This is a genomic window from Arthrobacter sp. NPDC093128 (assembly GCF_040683875.1).
Lineage (GTDB): Bacteria > Actinomycetota > Actinomycetes > Actinomycetales > Micrococcaceae > Arthrobacter.
Genome location: NZ_JBFBEY010000006.1, coordinates 187,192 through 199,474, shown reverse-complemented (window position 1 = coordinate 199,474; position 12,283 = coordinate 187,192). Strand labels below are relative to the sequence as shown.

At 67.1% G+C, this 12,283-nt stretch carries 11 protein-coding genes; 6 read left to right on the top strand and 5 right to left on the bottom strand.

Annotated features, from left to right (window positions below; all coding sequences use genetic code 11):
- The first annotated feature begins 3 nt into the window (after positions 1-3).
- Positions 4-660, top strand: a complete 657-nt coding sequence (locus tag AB0N24_RS09465) for an MBL fold metallo-hydrolase (RefSeq protein WP_364123136.1) — start codon at positions 4-6, stop codon at positions 658-660.
- Positions 661-760: 100 nt separating this feature from the next.
- A complete protein-coding gene (locus AB0N24_RS09460; RefSeq protein ID WP_364123134.1) occupies positions 761-1,720 on the top strand; it encodes an IS481 family transposase in 960 nt (319 codons plus the stop codon).
- A gap of 13 nt (positions 1,721-1,733) precedes the next feature.
- Here AB0N24_RS09460 and AB0N24_RS09455 read toward each other — a convergent pair whose 3' ends face one another.
- Positions 1,734-2,834 (bottom strand): PLP-dependent cysteine synthase family protein, encoded by a 1,101-nt coding sequence (locus AB0N24_RS09455; RefSeq protein ID WP_364123132.1) that lies wholly within the window; start codon positions 2,832-2,834, stop codon positions 1,734-1,736.
- 136 nt (positions 2,835-2,970) lie between these two features.
- On the opposite strand from AB0N24_RS09455, the gene AB0N24_RS09450 reads away from it, so the two are divergent.
- From AB0N24_RS09450 to AB0N24_RS09440, 3 genes are all read left to right on the top strand, one after another.
- Entirely contained in the window at positions 2,971-3,807 is an 837-nt protein-coding gene (locus tag AB0N24_RS09450; RefSeq protein WP_364123130.1) for a sulfurtransferase, read from the top strand.
- Between the two features lie 62 nt (positions 3,808-3,869).
- A complete protein-coding gene (locus AB0N24_RS09445; RefSeq protein WP_364123128.1) occupies positions 3,870-5,051 on the top strand; it encodes an NAD(P)-dependent alcohol dehydrogenase in 1,182 nt (393 codons plus the stop codon).
- Positions 5,048-5,476: an HIT family protein gene (locus AB0N24_RS09440; RefSeq protein ID WP_214953002.1), complete on the top strand. Its 429-nt coding sequence runs from the start codon at positions 5,048-5,050 to the stop codon at positions 5,474-5,476. Before AB0N24_RS09445 ends, AB0N24_RS09440 begins: the two co-directional genes overlap by 4 nt.
- Positions 5,477-5,559: 83 nt before the next feature.
- Here the strand turns inward: AB0N24_RS09440 and hrpA are convergent, their stop codons facing one another.
- The 3 genes from hrpA to AB0N24_RS09425 all read right to left on the bottom strand — a co-directional run bounded on the left by hrpA (position 5,560) and on the right by AB0N24_RS09425 (position 10,909).
- The gene (hrpA, locus tag AB0N24_RS09435) at positions 5,560-9,585 is read right to left on the bottom strand and encodes an ATP-dependent RNA helicase HrpA (RefSeq protein WP_364123126.1); all 4,026 of its coding nucleotides are present in this window, start codon (positions 9,583-9,585) and stop codon (positions 5,560-5,562) included.
- Between the two features lie 13 nt (positions 9,586-9,598).
- Positions 9,599-10,615, bottom strand: coding sequence for a YafY family protein (locus AB0N24_RS09430; RefSeq protein ID WP_364123124.1), 1,017 nt, complete (start codon positions 10,613-10,615; stop codon positions 9,599-9,601).
- A gap of 126 nt (positions 10,616-10,741) precedes the next feature.
- Positions 10,742-10,909 (bottom strand): hypothetical protein, encoded by a 168-nt coding sequence (locus AB0N24_RS09425; RefSeq protein ID WP_214952996.1) that lies wholly within the window; start codon positions 10,907-10,909, stop codon positions 10,742-10,744.
- 81 nt (positions 10,910-10,990) lie between these two features.
- Between AB0N24_RS09425 and AB0N24_RS09420 the strand changes: the two genes are divergently transcribed.
- Entirely contained in the window at positions 10,991-11,959 is a 969-nt protein-coding gene (locus AB0N24_RS09420) for a helix-turn-helix domain-containing protein (RefSeq protein WP_214952994.1), read from the top strand.
- Here AB0N24_RS09420 and AB0N24_RS09415 read toward each other — a convergent pair.
- The gene (locus AB0N24_RS09415; RefSeq protein ID WP_214952992.1) at positions 11,956-12,258 is read right to left on the bottom strand and encodes a protealysin inhibitor emfourin; all 303 of its coding nucleotides are present in this window, start codon (positions 12,256-12,258) and stop codon (positions 11,956-11,958) included. The two genes, AB0N24_RS09420 and AB0N24_RS09415, sit on opposite strands and share 4 nt — an antisense overlap.
- Positions 12,259-12,283: the final 25 nt, after the last annotated feature.

The following is a 12,283-nucleotide window of genomic DNA, read 5'->3' as shown; positions in this document are numbered from 1 at the left end:
TCCATGAAGTTGACCAAATACACCCACGCCTGTATCCGGCTCGAGAAGGACGGCCAGGCGCTCGTGCTGGATCCCGGCACGTTCTCCGAAACCGGCCCTGCCCTCGACTCCGCCGGGGCCGTCCTGATCACGCACGAACACGGCGACCACGTTGATGTCCCGGCTGTTGTCGGGGCCCTGCAGGGCAATGATGCGCTGCAGGTCTTTGCACCCGCTGGTGTAGCAGCGAAGCTTCGGTCCGAAGCGCCGTCAGCGGCCCCGCGGATCCATGCCGTGGACCCGGGCTCGACGTTCACGGCTGCCGGATTCGACGTGCGGACTTTTGGCGGGCAACACGCGCTGATTCATCCGCAGATACCCGTGGTGGCCAACATCGGATACCTCATCGACTCCAATGTGTACCACCCGGGGGACTCCTTCGTTATTCCGGACGGCATCGCGGTCCGGACGCTCCTGGTGCCGGTCCACGCGCCCTGGAACAAAGTGGGCGAGGTGGTGGACTTCGTCATCGGGGTCCGCGCCGCCAAGGCGTTCCCCATCCACGACGCCCTGCTGAACGAAACCGGACTCGGCCTCATTGAAGGGCACGTGAAGCGGTTGGGGGCCAAGTACGGCACCGAATATGCGCACCTTTCCAGCGGCGATTCGGTGGAGGTCTAGCTGTACTTGGCCATGACGTTGGTGACATCAGTCTTGAAGTGAGGAGGACCCCCGGGGCTTAGTGGAGGTATCTGACATCTTCACGGCCACGGAGGTCCTCATGTCCCACGCTAATGCCCGTCTGACCTTTCATGGGAGATTTCTTCTCGTTGAAAGAGTGATTGGTGATCATCGGCCTGTCGCCCACGTGGCGAAGGAATTGGGTGTCTCCCGGCAGTGCGCTCACCGCTGGGTGAAGCGGTTCCGTGCGGAGGCTGAGGCGGGTCTTCTCGACAGGTCCAGCCGTCCGCACCGGACCCCGTCCAAGACCAGCGCCGAGCGGGAGGACGCGGTCATCACGGCCAGGACGGAGTTCCGGTGCGGGCCGGCGCGGTTGAGCCGTGCCACCGGGGTTCCCGAACGAACCATCTCGCGGATCCTCGCCCGACGCGGCCTTCCACCTCTTGCTGCCTGCGACCCCGTCACCGGTGCCCTCATCCGGGCCACACGGTCAACGGCGGTCCGTTACGAACGCCAGCGCCCGGGAGAGCTGATCCACGTGGACGTCAAGAAACTCGGAAGGATCCCTGACGGCGGGGGCTGGCGCGCCCATGGCCGCTCGGAGAAGGTCCGCGGGCGCGGCATTGGATTCGACTACATCCACGCCGCCATCGATGACCACAGCCGCTTGGCCTACGCCGAAATCCACCCCGACGAGAAAGGCCCGACCGCGGCGGCATTCCTCCTCCGAGCCGCCGCGTACTTCAAAGCGCAGGGCATCAGGACAATCGAACGCATCATCACCGACAACGCCTTCGCCTACCGGAAGTCCGCCGCTTTCAAAGCCGCCGCCGCACAGCTCGGCGCCGAACAGCGGTTCATAAAACCTCACTGCCCGTGGACCAATGGAAAGATCGAGCGTTTCAACCGGACCCTGGCAACCGAATGGGCCTACGCCAAGCCATTTACCAGCAACACCGAACGAGCAAAGGCACTTGACCCGTGGCTGAACTACTACAACACTGAACGCATCCACGCCGCCATCAAAGGCACCCCGATCATGCGAGTGTCACTAACCTGATGGCCGAGTACATCTAGCTCCCTCCGGGCCAGGTTCCTTTATCGAAGAAATCCCTGATGGTGGCCTCGTGCGGCCGAGGGTCCAGGCCGCGCGCCTGAAGCCACGCGTCGTTGTAGTAACTCCCCGCGTACCGGTCTCCGGCGTCGCACATCAGCGAGACCACGCTGCCCTGCGTCCCGTCCGCGACCATCTTCGCGATCAGCTGCCACACGCCCCAGAGGTTGGTCCCGGTGGAAGGTCCGGCGTGCAGTCCTGCGAGGCCGCGCAGGTGCCGCATCGCGGCCACCGACGCGGCATCGGGCACCTGGATCATGTGGTCGATCACCGCGGGCACGAAGCTCGGCTCCATCCGCGGCCGGCCGATTCCCTCGATGCGGGAAGGCAGCCCCGTGCTGAAGTCGGCCACACCGTCCCGCCAGCCGGGGTAGAAGGCGGAGTTCTCCGGGTCCACGACGGCGAGCTCCGTGTCGTGGCGGTGGTAGCGCAGGTACCTGCCGATGGTGGCGCTGGTGCCGCCGGTGCCCGCGCCCACCACGATCCACCGGGGGATGGGGTGCTCTTCGAGGGCCAGCTGCCCGAAGATGGACTCGGCGATGTTGTTGTTCCCCCTCCAGTCGGTGGCACGCTCGGCGTAGGTGAACTGGTCCATGTAGTGCCCGCGGGCTGTCGCGGCGACTTCCTCCGCGGCGGCGTAGACCTCCGAGGCGTGGTCCACCAGGAGGCAGGAGCCGCCGAACTGCTCGATCAGGTCGATCTTCTCCGGACTGGTGGTGCGGGTCATGACGGCGATGAACGGCAGGCCAAGGAGCTGGGCGAAGTAGGCCTCGGAGACGGCCGTGCTGCCGCTCGAGGCCTCCACGATGGTGGTGCCTTCCCGGATCCAGCCGTTGACCAGGCCGAAGAGGAACAGCGAGCGTGCCAGCCTGTGCTTGAGGCTGCCCGAGCGGTGCGTGGATTCGTCCTTCAGGTACAGCTGGACGCCCCAGTGTTCCGGCAGCGCGACGGAGTACAGATGCGTGTCCGCCGACCTGTTGTTTTCAGCGTTGATCCTGCGGACGGCTTCATCGGCCCAGGCGCGGTCCTGGCTGCTCACACGGTTACCTGCTCTGCTCACCGATTCAGCCTACCCGGGACAGCGGGCCTCCACGGCTACAGTTGGAGTCGGCTGGCCGCCGGCAGCAAAGCCTTGCGCATAGGCGCGTTTCCTGCACCGGACCTGACAGCCTGTCATCCGAACCAAAGGAGATTTGATGAACCCCCTGATGGACGTGTCCGCGCTGAACCACCGGATGACCTCCGGTGAGCGCACCGTTCTGCTGGACGTGCGCTGGGCGCTGGGCGATCCCCACGGCCGCGAGCACTACCTGGCGGCCCACATTCCCGGCGCGGTCTACGTTGACCTGCCCACCAAGCTGGCAGCGCCGGCGGATCCGGGCCAGGGCAGGCATCCCTTGCCGCCGCTGCAGCAGTTCCAGGAATCGGCGCGGTGCTGGGGCATCCGGGACAACGACGTCGTGGTTGCGTACGACGACACGGGCAGCACTGCTGCGGCGAGGCTCTGGTGGATGCTCCGCAACGCCGGTCTTTCCACCGTCTTCCTGCTAGACGGCGGCCTGTCCGCCTGGCGGGCGGCCGGATACCCCGTCGAAGGCGGCCTCGAACAGGCCTCGCTGGGCGATGTCACGCTGACCGAGGGTGCGATGCCGGTGATCGGTGCAGCCCAGGCCGCGGAGTGGCCCGGGCGCGGCGTGCTGCTGGACGCGCGGGCGGGGGAGCGCTACCGCGGTGAGATCGAACCGGTCGATCCGCGGGCAGGGCACATTCCCGGCGCTGTGAGTGCCCCCACGACCGGAAACATCGGAACCGACGGAAGGTTCCTGCCCCCTGAGGAGCTGCGGGACCGTTTCACTGCCCTGGGGGTGCGTCCGGACGTGCCCACCGCCGTCTACTGCGGCTCGGGCGTAACGGCAGCGCACGAGATCGCTGCCCTGGAAATCGCCGGCTTCCCGGCGGCGCTGTATCCCGGATCGTTTTCCCAATGGTCCAACGACCCTGCGAACGAGGTGGCGACGGGGGCAGCTCCCTAAGGCTGGCACCGTTGGCCCGGCTCCGATTGGAACAGCGGACGGGGCGGGGGTAGCGTCGGAGCATGACTCCCGGACGACCCGTACCGCCACCCCTTGCCAAGCCCATCCCGGGCACTCCGATCCCTGAGGCCGCACCCCATGCCCTTGGATCCCCACCTGTTTCCAGCCCGCGGCTGGCCGCGGCGTACGGCGCCACGGCCAGCGACAGTGGCCTTGTGCCGCTGACCGTCGCCCGCCGGGCTCCGAAGGACGACGACGTCGAGATCGCCATCGAATTCTGCGGGCTCTGCCACTCGGACGTGCACGCAACACGCGGCGAGTGGGGCGCGCAGAAATACCCGCTGGTGCCCGGCCACGAAATCGTCGGCCGTGTCAGCCGGGTAGGTGCCGCCGTCGGGGATTTCGCTCCGGGTGACCTGGTCGGCGTGGGCTGCATGGTGGATTCCTGCCGGGAATGCGACAGTTGCCTGGACGGACTGGAGCAATACTGCGAAAACGGCATGACCGGCACGTACGGGGCAACGGATGCCCGCAACGGAAACTCCGTTACCCAGGGCGGCTACGCGACTTCGGTGGTGGTGGACCGCCGCTACGTGCTGCGGGTTCCGGAAAACCTTGACCCCGCCGCCGTTGCGCCGCTGCTCTGCGCCGGCATCACCACCTACTCACCGCTGCGGCATTTCGACGTCGAGGCCGGGGACGTCGTGGGAGTGGTGGGCCTGGGCGGACTGGGCCACATGGCCGTGAAGCTCGCCAAGGCCATGGGCGCCGAGGTGAAGGTGTTCACCACCTCCGAATCGAAGTTTGCGGCGGCCCGCGAACTTGGCGCCGACGATGTCATCCTGTCCCGTGACGAAGCGTCCATGGCAGCTGCAAACCGGAGCATTGACGTCATCATCGACACAGTCGCGGCACCGCATGACCTCAACCCCTACTTCCGGACCCTGCGCCTGGACGGAGCGCTGTTCCAGCTGGGCCTGCCGTCCGAAGCAATGCCGCCGGTCAATCCGGGGACCCTGATCCGGCGCCGGATCGCCTACGCGGGCTCCCTGATCGGCGGCATCGCCGAGACCCAGGAGATGCTGGAATTTTGTGCCGAACACGGCGTGGTGTCCGACGTCGAGGTGGTGCGCGCCGACCAGCTGAACGAGGCGTACGACCGCATGGTCGCAGGCGACGTCAAGTATCGTTTTGTCCTGGACACCAGTACCCTCGGGACCCCATCGGAAAAGGCAGACGCATGAGCACCGTTTTCACCAAGATCATCAACGGCGAGATCCCCGGACGGTTCGTCTGGCGCGACCAGGACGTTGTGGCGTTCCTGACCATGGGCCCCCTCGCTGACGGCCACACCCTGGTGGTTCCCACCGAGGAAGTGGACCGCTGGACGGACGCCCCGCCCGCGCTCCTGGCCCGGGTGATGGAGGTTGCCCGGAAGATCGGCGCGGTCCAGGTCGATGTTTTTGATGCCGCACGGGCCGGACTGATCGTGGCCGGGTACGAGGTCAACCACCTCCACGTCCACGTGTGGCCGTCCAACTCCATGGCCGACTACGACTTCGGTTCGGCGGACCAGAATCCCGATCCCGCAGAGCTGGACGCCAACGCCGAGAAACTCCGCGAAGGGCTCCGCCAGGCCGGTCACGGAGAGCACGTTCCCGCATCCTGACACCCTGGTGCCCTGCCGGGCAGGATTCGGGCCGGGCGGGAATGTGGAGGCCGTTGCCCTGGCGCAGTTCCCCTTCCGGGGGACTACGCCGGGGCCAGAGCCTTGTTCAGCACCGCTCGGATCCGCTTCTCCGAGACGGAATAGGCTGTTCCGAGCTCGACGGCGAAGAGGCTCACCCGCAGCTCTTCGATCATCCAGCGCACCTGGGTTAACTCTGAGCCCGCGCGGCGGCCGGGCAGCAGTGCGGAGACGGCGTCGTCGTAGTCGTCTTCCAGCCCCTGGACCGCTGCCATGCCCAGGGCGTCCCTCTGGACGTTGCCGGGCAGTTTCTCGAGGCGCTTCTCGATGGCGGCCAGATAGCGCGGCAGCTGGCTGAGCTGGGCGTAGCCCGTGCGTGCTACGAAGCCTGGAAAGACGAGCTGTTCGAGCTGGCTTTTCACATCGTTGAGCGCGCTGATCAGGGCCAGGCTGGTGGTCCCCCTGAGCTGCTTTTCGATCCGGCGCGTACTGGCCAGGATCCGTTCGACGACGGCGGTGACCGTGAAGACCGTGTCGATCAGCTCCGCCCGGACCTGCTCGTACAGTGCCTTGAAGGAGGCCTCGTCCCAGGGCAGTTCGGCCGGTGTGAGCTTGTCGATGGCTGCCAGTGCGCAGTCTGCGATCAGCGCGGACACGGAGCCGTGCGGGTTCTGGCTGAACGTCAGCTTCTCAGTGTTGTTCAGATGCTCCAGGACATACCGGTCCGGCGGCGGCACTTTCAGCGCCAGCAGGCGTATGACGCCGCCGCGCATGGCCTGTTCCTGTTCGGACGAGGTCTGGAACAGCCGAAGCGCAACGGAGGAGCCCTCATCGACCAAGGCGGGGTAGCCGGTGACAGTGTGCCCCTTCACTACACCCTGGACCTGGCGCTGCACAGTGCCAAAGCCCCAGTCGGTCAGCCCGGTCTTCTCAGCGAAGCCCGGGGTGCCTGCCCCGTCCGGGGACGCCGCAAAGCCGCCTGCCGCCTGCGGGGACCGCGTGGACTGCCCGCCCCTCGGCCCCTTGGGGGCCGTCGTCACCGGGGTTGCACCAAGGGATTCGGCGATGGCCCGTCTCGTGGCCGGTGCGAGCCGTTCCTGCAGTTCCGCGAGGTCCTTGCCTTCATCCAGGGTCCTGCCCTTGGAATCGACCACCCGGAAACTCACGCGAAGGTGGGACGGCACGGCATCCCAGTTCCAGGAACCCGGCGGGATGACCTGTCCGCGGATCCGGCGCAGGACCAGCTCCAGGGAGGGCTCCAGTTCGTCGGCGGCGGGATCGAAGTCGGCCTCCAGTGCGGCCACCGCCTGTCGCGCGACATCCGGGGCGGGAACGAAGTTCTTGCGCACCTGCTTGGGCAGCGACTTGATCAGGGCCGTGACGAGCTCCACCCGCTGGCCCGGAATGAGCCAGCGGAACGCGGCGTCGTCCAGCTGGTTCAGGAAGAGCACGGGCACCTCAGCCGTGACGCCGTCGGACGGGTTGGGCGGGGAGCCCGGCGCAACGGGGTGGAACTCGTAGCTCAGGGGCAGTTCGAAGCCCTTGTGCAGCAAGGTCTTCGGGTAGGCCGAATCGTCGAGGGCGTCGGCGTCCTCGCTGATCAGGAGCGCCTGGTCGAAGTCGAGCAGCGCGGGATCCTTCTGCCGGGCTTCCTTCCACCACTTGTCGAAGTGGCGCTCGGACACCACGTCCTTGCCGATCCGGGCGTCATAGAACCCGAACAGTGTTTCGTCGTCCACCAGGATGTCCCGGCGCCGCATCCGGGCCTCGAGCTCCTCGACTTCGTGGAGCAGGGCCCGGTTGCGGTGGAAGAACTTGTGGTGGGTCTGCCAGTCGCCCTCGACGAGGGCATGCCGGATGAACAGCTCCCGGCACAGTTCCGGGTCCACCTTGCCGTAGTTGATCCGCCGGCTGGCAATGATGGGCACCCCGTAGAGCGTGACCTTCTCGTGGGCCATCACCGAGCCCATCTTCTTGGACCAGTGCGGTTCGCTGTAGCTGCGTTTGACGAGGTCCGGCGCCACCTGTTCGGCCCAGAGCGGATCGAACTTCGCCGCCACGCGGGCCCACAGCCGGCTCGTCTCGACGAGTTCCGCGGCCATCACGAAGGTGGGCGACTTCTTGAACAGTGCCGAGCCGGGGAAGACCGCGAACCGGCTGCCGCGGGCGCCCGCGTATTCGCGCTTGCGCTCGTCGAGGATGCCGATATGGCTCAGCAGGCCCGAGAGCAGGCTGATGTGGATGCCCTCGTGGTTGCCCACCGGATCGGCCAGACGCTTGTTGTCGAGGCTGATGCCCAGCGGCCTGGCAAGCTGGCGGAGCTGGGCGAACAGGTCCTGCCATTCCCGGACGCGGAGGTAGTTGATGAACTCGGCGCGGCAAAGCCTGCGGAACTGGGTGGAGGAAAGCTCCTGCTGCTTCTCCTGGAGATAATTCCAGAGATTCAGGAAGCCGGTGAAGTCCGAGTTCTCATCCCGGAACCGCGCATGCTTCTCGGCGGCGAGCTGCTGCTTGTCGGTAGGGCGCTCGCGCGGGTCCTGGATGGTCAGGGCCGCGGCGAGGATCATGACTTCCCGGACGCAGCCGCGCTTGCCGGACTCCACGATCATCCGGCCGAGCCTCGGGTCCACGGGCAGCTGGGCAAGCTGCTGCCCGACGGCGGTCAGCCCGCCGCTGTTCCTCCCGCCCGCAGCACCTGCCGGGCGGCCGCCGCGGGGGCGCGCGTCGGCCGGGTGTCCGCCGTCGGCCGCCTGTTCCTGCGGGCGCGCCGCAGTCAAGGCGCCGAGTTCCCGGAGGAGGGTGACGCCGTCGTTGATGGCGCGGGAGTCCGGCGGCTCCACGAACGGGAAGTTCTCCACGTCCTTGGGGCCGCGGGCCACGCCCATGGCCGTCATCTGCAGGATGACGGCTGCGAGGTTGGTGCGCAGGATCTCGGGATCCGTGAACTGCGGCCTGGACTCGTAGTCCTCTTCCGAATACAACCGGATGGCGATGCCGTCGGAGACACGGCCGCAGCGCCCGGAACGCTGGTTGGCCGAGGCCTGGGAGACACGCTCGATGGGCAGCCGCTGCACCTTGGTCCGGTGCGAGTACCGCGAAATGCGCGCTGTGCCCGTGTCCACGACGTACTTGATGCCGGGCACGGTGAGGGAGGTTTCCGCGACGTTGGTGGCCAGCACAATCCGTCGATTGCGGCCGGGGTGGAAGACCTTGTGCTGCTCCTGCAGGCTCAGCCGGGCAAAGAGCGGCAGCACCTCGGTGCCGGCCAGCCGCCGGTTGGACTGGATCCGGGCGTTGAGGGCCTCGGCGGCGTCGCGGATTTCGCGCTCGCCGGAGAAGAAGATGAGGATGTCGCCCGGCGCTTCGAGGGCCAGTTCGTCGACGGCGTCGCAGACGGCGTCGAGCGGGTCGCGGTCCTCCTCGAGTTCGTCGTCGGAGGAGTTGTCTTCATCGTCGCCGGCAGATGCGGCCCCGCCAGCCGGCTGGGAGAGCGGCCGGTACCGGATTTCCACCGGGAACGTCCGGCCGGAAACCTCGATGATGGGGGAGGGATCCTCCTCCGTGCCGAAGTGCTTGGCGAACCGCTCGGGGTCGATGGTGGCGGACGTAATGATGATCTTCAGGTCGGGGCGCTGCGGCAGGATGCGCTTGAGGTACCCGAGGATGAAGTCGATGTTGAGGCTGCGCTCGTGGGCTTCATCGATGATGATGGCGTTGTACTTGCGCAGCAGCTTGTCGCGCTGGATCTCCGCCAGCAGGATGCCGTCAGTCATGAGTTTGACCTTGGTGGACCGGCTGACCTCGCCGGTGAAGCGGACCTGGAAGCCCACCTCCTGGCCGATCTCCACGCCTAGTTCTTCGGCGATGCGTTCGGCCACCGTGCGGGCAGCGAGCCGGCGCGGCTGGGTGTGGCCGATCAGTCCGTTCTCACCCAGGCCCAGTTCCAAGCACATCTTCGGAATCTGCGTGGTCTTACCGGAACCGGTCTCGCCGGCAATGATGGTCACCTGGTTGGCCGCTATGGCGACCATCAGGTCCTCGCGGCGCTCGGAGACCGGCAGCTCGGCGGGGTACGAAATATGAAAAGTCATGGCTGGAACCAGTCTACTGTGGCGCAGCCGGTGAGCCTGGTACATCGTCAGGGATACCGTCCGACGCCGGCCCGCCGCCGCCCGCCGCCTTCCCCAGCCGCTCGGCCAGCCTGCTGACATGCTGCGCGAACTCCGCCGGGGCGAGGATCTCGAAGTCCATGTCCAGCCCTGCCAAGTGTGCGGCGGGGGCCTCGAGCCGGTCCCAGCCCGCCCGCAGGATGGTCCGGTCCGGTCCTTCGGCGGTCAGGGTGGCCACATGCGGACCCACCAGGGCTGCCACGTCGTGCAGCGGCGCGTGCAGCCGCACCACCACCTCGTACCTGTACGGGGACCGCGTCACCGAGCGCTGCACATAGGCTGCCAGGTCCGGTGCGGGCAGGGGACGCGGCACATACTTCTTCCGTTCGGCCGGCATGGAGGCGAGGCGGTCTGCCCGGAACGTGCGCCAGTCCGCCCGGTCGCAGTCCCAGGCGACCAGATACCAGCGGCGCCCCGTGTCCACGAGACGGTACGGCTCCACCAGGCGGCGGCCCGCGCCGCCGTCGGCCTTCGTGTAGTCGAAGCTCACCTGGCGGCGGTCGGCAATGGCCGTCGACACCGCCGTCAGAAATAGCGGATCAACCGGCGCGGCGTCGCTGGCCAGCGTGGTCACTGCGTTTCGCAGTGTGGAGAACCGGGTGCGCAGCCGGGACGGCAGCACCTGTTCGAGTTTGGCAAGGGCCCGCACGGAGGCCTCGCCGATCCCTGCAACCGGGCCTGCCGCCACCGAGCTGAGGCCCAGGGCCACGGCCAGGGCCTCGTTATCGTCAAGCAGGAGTGGCGGAAGCTGGGCTCCCGACCCCAACTGGTAGCCGCCGGCAACACCGGGGGAAGCCTGGATGGGATACCCCAGGCTGCGGAGCTTGCCGATGTCGCGGCGGACGGTCCGTTCCGTCACCTGCATGCGTTCGGCCAGGGCCGGTCCCGTCCATTCACGGCGCACTTGCAGCAGGCTCAACAACTGGAGCAGGCGGGCGGACGTCTGGATCATAGGAACGAATGTACGCCCCTATGCGGACCATAACTGTCCGGATAGGGGCGTAGGTTGCTGTGATGGGTGGAGATGTCGGGCCGTTGGCCGGGCTTGCCCTGCGGCAGCCGGCCACGACGGCGGTGGTCAGTAGTTCCTGAGGGTGTAGCTGACGCTCGGCAGTTCCAGTGCGGACCAATCCTTCTCCGAGCGTTCGGGCGGCGTATGGCCCCGTCCGTCCTTGAGGAGTGCGGCGATGGTGGCTGACAGGATGACGAGCAACAGGACGATGAGTGCAACTCCGATGGTTTCCATGCCTCTATGTTTCTACCGTTCCCGGCCACAAAACAGTGGCAGAAATGACCAAAAAGCTATAATTTCTGCCATAATGGAAGCATGCTCAAATCAGTGGCAGTGATTGTTGTTCCCAACTTTTCCATCTTCGAGTTCGGGACCGCGTTCGAGGTGTTCGGCATTGACAGATCGGCCCGGGGGACCGGGGTTCCGGCCTTCGATTTCCGTGTCTGCACGCCGGAACCGGGGGATATCCGGCTCAAGTCCGGCCTGTCCCTGCACGTGGAGCTGGGGCTGGAAGCGGCCGCCGATGCGGACCTCGTGATCATGGCCCCCTACGGCCACGACCAGGACGTCCCGGAATCCGTTTTGGACGCCCTGCGGGCCGCCCATGCCCGTGGCGCCTGGGTGATGTCCATCTGTTCCGGCGCCTTCGCACTGGCGCGGGCCGGCCTGCTGGACGGGCGCAGATGCACTACGCACTGGCACTATTCGCAGGTGCTGGCCAGCCGTTACCCGGCGGCCCTGGTGGACGAAAATGTCCTGTACGTCCAGGACGGCCGGATCATCAGCAGTGCAGGCACCGCGGCCGGCATTGATGCCTGCCTCCACCTGGTGAGGGTGGAACTCGGCGCCAACGTGGCGGCGAGCATTGCCCGCGACATGGTGGTCCCGCCCCACCGCGACGGCGGGCAGGCGCAGTTCATCGACCGTCCCATTCCTGCCTGCGGTTCACAGCCCATGGAAGAGCTGCTCCGGTGGATGGTCCGCAACCTCGAAAACGAGCACACCGTGAACGAACTCGCGGCCCGGGTCCACATGTCGCCGCGGACGTTCGCGCGCCGCTTCCGGTCCGAAACGGGGGCCACTCCCGCCGCCTGGCTGAACTCCCAGCGCGTGCTGCGGGCGCAGGAGCTCCTCGAATCCACGGAGCTGAACATCGACGAGATTGCCCGCGAGTCCGGGTTCGGCCATTCCGTCCTGCTCCGGCACCATTTCGGCAAGGTGCTGTCCACCAGCCCCCAGTCCTACCGGAGGGCGTTCCGCGGGCAGCTGGAGCCGGCGGTCTAGCCGGACTGGCGTCCGCTGTTTCGGGCGGCTTCGGCGGCCGCCCGGGTGTTGTCCACGAGGACCCGCCACGGCCCCGTGACAGCCTGCTCAGGGAGCGTGGCGCGGTGCTGGCCGGCCTTGATCGAATACATGAACCTGTCCGGCTGGCCCCCGGCCTCAGCGGACCGCGGGACGGCGTCCCAGGGGCAGGCCTCAACGAGCGGCTCCCAGCGGCTCTTGTCCGTGGGCGTCGTGGCCTGGACACTCCACACCCGCTTGAGCGCAGCAATCCCGCCGCTGCGCTGGACAGTGATCTTCATGGCCTGGTTCCTGTGCTTCCGGTAC